This window comes from Arsukibacterium sp., from assembly GCF_033722355.1.
GTDB lineage: Bacteria > Pseudomonadota > Gammaproteobacteria > Enterobacterales > Alteromonadaceae > Alishewanella.
The window spans coordinates 1-7920 of record NZ_JAWVZF010000131.1; the positions used below are offsets into that span (position 1 = coordinate 1).

Sequence of the window (7920 nt, forward strand, 5' to 3'; positions counted from 1 at the left end):
CCGGCTACGCTTACCTGCTGACCAAGAATAGCTCTGACCCCCGCCTCCCAGCTATTCCAAAGCCCCGGGATCCGCAAACCGTGGATTAACCCGCTACTGAACAGGGGATGTGCGGCCAGCTGCTGCTCAATCTGCAGCAGGTTAGCGTCTAAATCCAGCAACCGGCGCAGCTGCTGAATTAATGCCCGCAGACCATGGGTGCCGGGCCAGGATAAGGTTAGCGCCAGACTGTGGTTTGTCTTGGGCGCAATTTCAAACCAGCCTGGCTGCTGCAAATAACTAAAGGTTCTGCCGTAGTGCTGCCCGTCTATCCAATCGATACCGGTTAAGGTGCGGGCCTGCCAGAATGTCAGCATCTGATCCCAGGCCAGCGGTGGCCGGTAGCTAAGTTCAAGTTGGCTGACAGGATAGTTATCATTGTTTGGCATAAACCAGTATTATCACGTTTTTGTTTTCAGAGTATAGCTATAAGCGCACTGAAGATGGGCCATATCCGGAACTAACAGGTAATTTAATGTTAACGCAGTGCTGATATTATTGCAGTCTGTTGCATGGCAGCTTAATATCAGCCGACGTTGCCTGAACAGGATAACATGGGCTCTTGTGGCCCTGAACAAGCAGGAGATGCTATGTTGGAGCACTTTTTTATTCAGTTAAGCACGGAGCCTGAAACAATCAGTTTTCAGCAAAGCATTGATATCATAAATCAAATGTATCATTTTCAGCCATCTGCTTTTCAAAACGGCGCGCTGAATAATGCGGCGGGTGAAAATACCGGGGCCTGCAAGATCCTGGCGTTTGGTGCTCTGCATCAGTTATCGGAACCACAAACGTTGTTCTTATTCGGCGATTACTACCGCGATGTGCTGGCCGATCCAAAAGGTGATAATCATCAGAATATCCGGAATTTTATGCGCACTGGCTGGGATGGCGTGCAGTTTCAGCAACAACCTCTGACGTTAAAAGAATAAAAAACGACGTCAGTTCAGCTGAAGCAGCACATTATTAATCAGGCACCGCTGGCGGGCAATTAGCAGTCCACGGCTTGTCTCTGCTAAATCGGGCTCGCTACCGGCTATCAGACTATTTTCTCAGGCAGGGGTGCTGTGCTATGTTGCTCAGCGTTCGGGGTGACTATACCGCGGCGCGGTGCTGCTGCCAAAACAACAATAAAATGACACAGGACGCAATATGTCTCAACCACCTATGTTTACCAATGATGCCGTGGTCCTTGGCTTACTGGCCATAATACTGGGGTTAGTATTTTATACCAGCCACAGTAGCAACCGTGCTTGTCAGCAATTCTATAAATATGTTCCGGCATTATTGCTTTGCTACTTTATTCCGTCACTGTTAAACAGTTTTAATATCATTGATGGCGACGTCTCATCTCTGTATAAAATGGCGTCACGTTACCTGTTGCCTGCCAGCCTGATCTTACTGACGCTGAGTGTTGATTTTAAAGCCATCCTTGGCCTTGGCCCCAAAGCATTGATTATGTTTTTTACCGGTACTGCCGGCATCATTATTGGCGGGCCTGTTGCGTTACTAACTGTTGGTTATTTTTTCCCCGAGCAGCTTGGCGGCGATGTCTGGCGTGGCATGACGACTGTTGCCGGCAGCTGGATAGGCGGTGGGGCTAATCAGGCAGCAATGAAAGAGGTGTTCGAGGTTGACGGTAGTTTATTCTCGATCATGATAACGGTTGATGTGCTGGTCGCCAACGTCTGGTTAGCGGTACTGTTATTTATGGCCAGTCGCGCTGCTCAGATTGATAAGGCTAACGGTGCTGATACCCGTGCTATCGGTCAGCTGCAGCGCAAAATAGAACAGTACCAGGCTGAACATTCCCGTATTCCGACAATTCAGGATATTATGCTGATTGTCGCGGTGGCATTTGGCGTCACTGGCGTGGCACACGCCCTGGCAGATGTTATCGCGCCATGGATTGGCCGGGAGGCACCTTACCTGGCGGATTACAGTTTAACCAGCGGTTTTTTCTGGCTGGTTGTCATTGCCACCACCATTGGTCTGCTGTTGTCACTGACACCGGCACGTAAACTGGAAGGCGCGGGCGCTTCCAAGGTGGGTACGGCGTTTTTATATATTCTGGTGGCAACTATCGGCATGCAAATGGATGTCACTGCTATTATGAGCAACAAGCTGATGTTTCTGGTCGGCATTGTCTGGATGCTGGTCCATGCTATCTTGCTGCTGGTGGTTGCCAAACTGATAAAAGCCCCCACGTTTTATCTGGCAGTTGGCAGTCAGGCGAATGTCGGTGGGGCAGCGTCTGCTCCGGTCGTTGCAGCGGCGTTTCACCCATCCCTGGCGCCGGTCGGCGTATTGCTGGCGGTGCTGGGTTATGGCTTAGGTACTTATGGCGCTTATATCTGTGGGTTAATTTTACAGCAAGTTGCCCCCTGAGGTTGCCTGGCGTCAGCCAGAAGATAAAAAGGAGTTTTACGGGTGAGTAATAAATTTAAAGCTGAGCCACGCCACTGGGTGCTGATTGTTGCACTTTTTGTCGCGCTATATGCCAGTTACCAGTTGATCGCGCCTTATATTGGCCCGGTAGTACTGGCCTTTGTATTGTCATTGTTATGTTTTCCGGTGCATCAGAAAATTGCCGCCAGACTTCCCAATAAGCCTAATCTTGCTTCAGCGGTGACCTGCTCATTACTGGTGGTGGTGATTCTGGTTCCCGCCTCACTGGTTATCATGGCCATTGTGCAGCAAGGGATAACGTTTGCGAAACAGAGTTATCAGTGGGTGGAAGAAGGCGGTGCTAAAGAGTTACTGCAACAGCCATTTATTAAAAACAGTATTGATACATTAAATAATGTGCTGCCCAATACCGATTTTAGTATTAATGGCATTATTGAAAATGTAACTGAGTTTGCTTCAGGTTTCAGCAAAGAGTTGCTGAATCTGAGCACTAAGATGGTAGGCGATGCCACCAGTATGGTCGTCAGCTTCTTTCTGATGCTATTTGTGTTATTTTTCCTGCTGCGTGATCATAAACAAATCATCGAGAAAATGTACTGGGTATTACCACTGGCACGCTCTCAGGAAGAAAAACTGATGGGCGAAGCCAAAACAGTAGCCCGTTCAGCCGTAATGGGTACTTTTCTGACGGCGTTAGCGCAGGGCGCAGCGGGTGGTGTGGGCATGGCTATTGTTGGTATGCCCGGGCTATTCTGGGGCACAATGATGGTGTTCGCCTCGCTTATTCCGGTGGTGGGCGCTGCATTAATCTGGGTACCTGCCAGTTTGTATCTGGTGTTAACGGGCGACTGGCCCTGGGCGTTATTTCTGACCCTGTGGGGGGCGATTGTTGTTGGCTCTATTGATAATTTCTTAAGGCCAGTGCTGATGCAGGGCACCTCTGATATGAGTACGCTGGTGCTTTTCCTGGCATTAATTGGCGGCCTGCAGTTGTTTGGGTTAATCGGCCTTATTTACGGCCCCATCATATTTGGTTTAACTCACGTGCTAATTAAGCTTTATACTCTTGAATTTAATGAGTTTCTTGAAGAGCAGGACAAGAGCTGACAGCACGGTTAATCAACAGACGTATCTTATCAATAGCAGAAAAAAGGTCAGCGAATGCTGACCTTGGCTTTGCAGTTTCGAACAACACACAGCTAAACGCTGATATTGATATTTTGCCCGATATTGCCAACCGGGGCAGCTGCAGAGGTTTGCTCAACCGTCTGCATGGCACTTTGTACCAGCAAATTGGTCATTTGTGCCTGCTGATTCTGCTGCTTTTTTGCCATTACAGCACCCAGTATTTCAAAGCTCTGTGCAGTTGCCAGAGCACCAACGGATTGACTCATAGTACCTCCTATTCACAATACGTCACCATGATATCGGCAGGGGGCAGAAATACTTTAGGCATTTTTTTGCCGCTTTGATAATCGGGGGGGCAGAAAAATGAATGCCGCCCGTTGCAGCGGGCGGCATTCCATCTTAGCGCGGAGTGACTCATTTCTCCAAAGCGTTAAGAAGCCTGTATCAGCGCAGTTTGCTGCGCTTTAATTTGTGAGTGCGATAACACCGGGGTTAACGCCGTACCAGCAGGTTGTGCTGGTTTGTATGAGCGTACCGGCCGGGTCGGCCCTTTCTTAACCAGGCCTTTATACAAGGGCTCCGGTTTTACTGCCGGTTTACCTAAGCGCTGGGCCAGTGCCTGCTGTAAATCAGCTGCGGTATAGCCCGCTTTAATTTTAATTCTTAAGTAAGGCACACCGGCTGCCTCCAGCGCGCCGCTGACAAACCAGTCCGGTGCTGCTTTGTGGCCGTCCTTACTGCTGTTATTGACTAAATCTAATACCGCGACGACCCGTAAATCGTTGGCTGCACACAGCACAAAATCAAGGTACTTGGCATTGAGTTTTACCAGGGTGCTGCGCCGGGCTTTTTCATTGGCATTTTCTTTCACTTCCAGAACATCAGCAAGCTTAATCCGGTTTAAAATTTTGTATTCACCTTCTACCGCTTTTTCCAGCAGATTTTGAAATGAGCGTTCCACCGGGCTGAATAAGTTACTGCGCTTTTGCACCTGAAAAGGATTACTGTTATCGATAAAGCGACTGGCAACCATAGCTACCAGCACAACCAGTGCTACCAGCAACACCATAATAAATTCCATGTCCACCTCCGACGATAATTTGACACTCGCAATTACGCTAAATCTATTAAGCACAAGTCGTGCCATAAAATCTGCTTAACGAGGGTTTTTAATATTATTTTAAGTGATGCCAGGCATTTTAGGCATTAATGGCATTTATAATAGGAAAAGGCTTATAGTTAGGCTACTGACAGCAATAACGAAAATGAGGCTGGATATGGCGGATACGACTAACCGGGCCGGTTTAACAATGACCGGCCAGCTGAACAGCGATTATGATCAAATCTTAACGACAGAGGCCTGTGCTTTTATCACCGAACTGGTACGCAAGTTCCGGCCGCGCTTAAACGAATTACTGGCCGACAGAGTAAGTCGGCAGCAACAGTTTGATAAGGGCGTCTTACCTGATTTTCTGCCGCAAACCGAAACTATTCGGGGCGCTGAGTGGCAGGTAGCGCCGATCCCGGCTGATTTACTGGATAGAAGAGTAGAAATAACCGGCCCGGTCGATCGCAAAATGATCATCAATGCCTTAAACGCCGATGTAAAAGTGTTTATGGCAGATTTTGAAGACTCGCAGGCACCAAGCTGGGCCGGGGTTATTGAAGGCCAGATCAACCTGCGCGATGCTAACTTAGGCACTATCAGTTACACCGATCCGCAAAGTGGTAAGCACTATGCACTAAAAGATAAGCCTGCACTGCTGATTGCCCGGGTACGCGGCCTGCATTTGTGGGAAAAGCATCTACTGGTTGACGGCGATCAGGTACCGGGTTCATTGGTTGACTTTGCCTTGTATTTTTATCACAACTGGCAAACCCGTCTGAAAAATGGCACCGGGGTTTACTACTATCTGCCAAAATTGCAAAGCCATACCGAGGCGAAATGGTGGGATGATGTATTCAGCTTCACCGAGCAAAAATTTAAGGTGGCAACCGGTACTATTCGCGCCACCGTGCTGATAGAAACCCTGCCTGCTGTATTTGAAATGGATGAGATTCTGTACAGCTTAAAAGATCATATTGTGGCGCTTAACTGCGGTCGTTGGGATTATATATTCAGTTATATCAAAACGTTAAATAATCATGCTGACCGGGTGCTGCCAGACAGGCAGGTGGTTACGATGACTAAGCCGTTTTTAAACGCCTACTCGCGCTTACTGATTAAAACCTGCCATAAGCGCGGTGCGCTCGCCATGGGGGGGATGGCGGCCTTTATTCCGGCGAAAGATACGGCAGAAAATGAAAAAATCCTGGCGCGGGTCACTGCTGATAAAGAACTGGAAGCCAGTAATGGCCACGATGGTACCTGGGTGGCGCACCCAGGCCTGGCGGCAACGGCCAATGATGTGTTTGCCAAATATTTAACGGATGGTAAAGTGAATCAGCTGGATGTCAGCCGCGAGCAGGATGCTGAGATTACCGCAGCAGAATTGTTAGCACCGTGCGAAGGCGAGAGAACCGAAGAGGGCATGCGTACCAACATCCGGGTGGCACTGCAATATATTGCCGCCTGGATCAGCGGTAAAGGCTGTGTGCCGATATACGGCTTAATGGAAGATGCGGCTACAGCCGAAATTTCACGCACGTCGATTTGGCAGTGGATTAAACATAAAAAGACTTTAAGCAACGGTAAATTAATTACCAAGACCCTGTTTGCCGACTTTTTAGAGGAAGAGGCAAAAGTAGTGTTACAGGAAGTAGGAGACGAGACCTGGCAGAGTCAAAACTTTGACCGGGCTAAGCAACTGCTGCTGGACATTACCACAGCTGATGAACTGGTAGAGTTTTTAACACTACCGGCTTATCAGCTGCTTGATTAACCTGAGTAAACCAAGCCAAAGGCGCTGCCATTGCTGACAGCGCCTTTTTTGTTTTCGGCGGGTGTTGCAGTTGTTCTCCCGACATGCCGGATACAACAGTCTTCCTCACTCGCCGGGGCAACTCGCCCGTTGCCTTACGGCAGGGGCTCAGACACTCCCCGGCTCCTTCAGAAGAAGTTCTATCCTCTATTAGTTAAGCCAATACCGGAAAGAGAACGGCTGGAACCCCGTTTTGGTCGACACAGAGTGTCTGAGTGAGTGCGCAAGCGCGAGCGAGTTGCTGTGGCGAGCCAAGGCGGGTGTTGCAGTTGTTCTCCCGAGATGCCGGATATAACACTCTTCCTCACTCGTTAAGCTCGCTAATTTAACTCATCAGCTGTTTCAACAATCAGCCGTCTGAACCAGATATGGCTGGCATCCTGGTGTAACAGCGGGCTCCAGATCATCTTTAGCTCTATCGACGGAATAGCAAAAGGCGGGTCCATAATTGCCATGGTTGGGTCATTCTCATATAACTTCGCCGCGCGGCTGGGCAGCGTGGCAATTAAGTCGATACCCACTGCCAGGTGCATCGCCACATGGTAGTTACGGGTAAATACCGAGATGTTGCGCTGTTTACCCAGCTTCGCCAGAGCCTCATCTACCCAGCCAAGCTTTTGCACGTCTTTCGGATCCATACCCACACCAACGCCAAAGCCGGTTTTGCTTACCCAGATATGCTGTGCTTTTAAATAACTGTCTAAATTAAAACGTTTAACAATAGGATCACTGGCATTAACCAGACAGGAAAAACTGTCACGCCATACCGTTTTCTGATGAAACGACTGCGGTAATTGATCAAAGCGGTTAATTGCCATATCAACCTTGCCGTTTTCCACGTCATGAAAGGTGACATCGGAGGGTGTCATAATGTCCAGACTGCTGAGCGGTGCTTGTACGCGCATCTTCTTTAATAATGCCGGTATCAGGGTCGATGCTGCATAATCACTGGCCATAATCCGGAATACCCGTTGGCTGTGCAGTGGCTCAAAATCTTTATTCGGTTGCAGTGTTTCTTCCAGCGTCAGCAAAACACCCCGTACTACCGGCGCCAGTTCGCGGGCCCGCTCGGTTGGTACCATGCCATCAGAGGTTCGGACTAAAATAGGATCATTCAGTAAATCGCGTAATCGTTTTAAGCCATTACTCATGGCCGGCTGGGTAATATTTAACTGATTAGCAGCGCGGGTCACGTTTTTCTCACGCAGTAACACATCCAGGTAAACCAGCAGGTTTAAATCCATTTTATTAATATTCATCTGCAAAATGCCTTGGGCTTTACTTATCACTGAACTGAATCATATCACTGGCCAGCTGCACAGCGTCAAGCGTAAATTGGTATTCACTAAAAAAATGACGGGAATCATTAAAATCAGCTATATGAATTGTTGTTTTGTTCTCTATAGTGAATGACAACAACCCG

8 protein-coding genes are annotated in these 7920 nt (G+C 48.6%); 4 read left to right on the top strand and 4 right to left on the bottom strand.

From position 1 onward, the window contains the following. Positions 1 to 428: AlkA N-terminal domain-containing protein (locus R3177_RS11290; protein ID WP_318971133.1), on the bottom strand; the 428-nt coding region annotated here is incomplete at its 3' end. 201 nt (positions 429 to 629) lie between these two features. Here R3177_RS11290 and R3177_RS11295 point away from each other — a divergent pair. From R3177_RS11295 to R3177_RS11305, 3 genes are all read left to right on the top strand, one after another. Beyond that, complete coding sequence (locus tag R3177_RS11295; protein ID WP_318971134.1) at positions 630 to 971, top strand: HopJ type III effector protein; 342 nt, start codon at positions 630 to 632, stop codon at positions 969 to 971. A gap of 220 nt (positions 972 to 1191) precedes the next feature. Next, a complete protein-coding gene (locus tag R3177_RS11300; RefSeq protein WP_318971135.1) occupies positions 1192 to 2427 on the top strand; it encodes a DUF819 domain-containing protein in 1236 nt (411 codons plus the stop codon). Positions 2428 to 2469: 42 nt separating this feature from the next. Continuing rightward, positions 2470 to 3555 carry an AI-2E family transporter gene (locus R3177_RS11305; protein WP_318971136.1) on the top strand — a complete coding sequence of 362 codons (1086 nt, stop codon included), beginning with the start codon at positions 2470 to 2472 and terminating at the stop codon, positions 3553 to 3555. A gap of 92 nt (positions 3556 to 3647) precedes the next feature. Here R3177_RS11305 and R3177_RS11310 read toward each other — a convergent pair whose 3' ends face one another. Together R3177_RS11310 and R3177_RS11315 are read right to left on the bottom strand one after the other, a co-directional pair. Further along, positions 3648 to 3842, bottom strand: a complete 195-nt coding sequence (locus R3177_RS11310; RefSeq protein ID WP_318971137.1) for a hypothetical protein — start codon at positions 3840 to 3842, stop codon at positions 3648 to 3650. 164 nt (positions 3843 to 4006) lie between these two features. Next, positions 4007 to 4657: a DUF2726 domain-containing protein gene (locus R3177_RS11315; protein WP_318971138.1), complete on the bottom strand. Its 651-nt coding sequence runs from the start codon at positions 4655 to 4657 to the stop codon at positions 4007 to 4009. Positions 4658 to 4853: 196 nt separating this feature from the next. Here R3177_RS11315 and aceB point away from each other — a divergent pair, with 196 nt between their 5' ends. Next, a complete protein-coding gene (aceB, locus tag R3177_RS11320) occupies positions 4854 to 6458 on the top strand; it encodes a malate synthase A (RefSeq protein WP_318971139.1) in 1605 nt (534 codons plus the stop codon). A gap of 359 nt (positions 6459 to 6817) precedes the next feature. On the opposite strand, the gene R3177_RS11325 is transcribed toward aceB, so the two are convergent. Next, entirely contained in the window at positions 6818 to 7756 is a 939-nt protein-coding gene (locus R3177_RS11325) for a LysR family transcriptional regulator (RefSeq protein ID WP_318971140.1), read from the bottom strand. Positions 7757 to 7920: the final 164 nt, after the last annotated feature.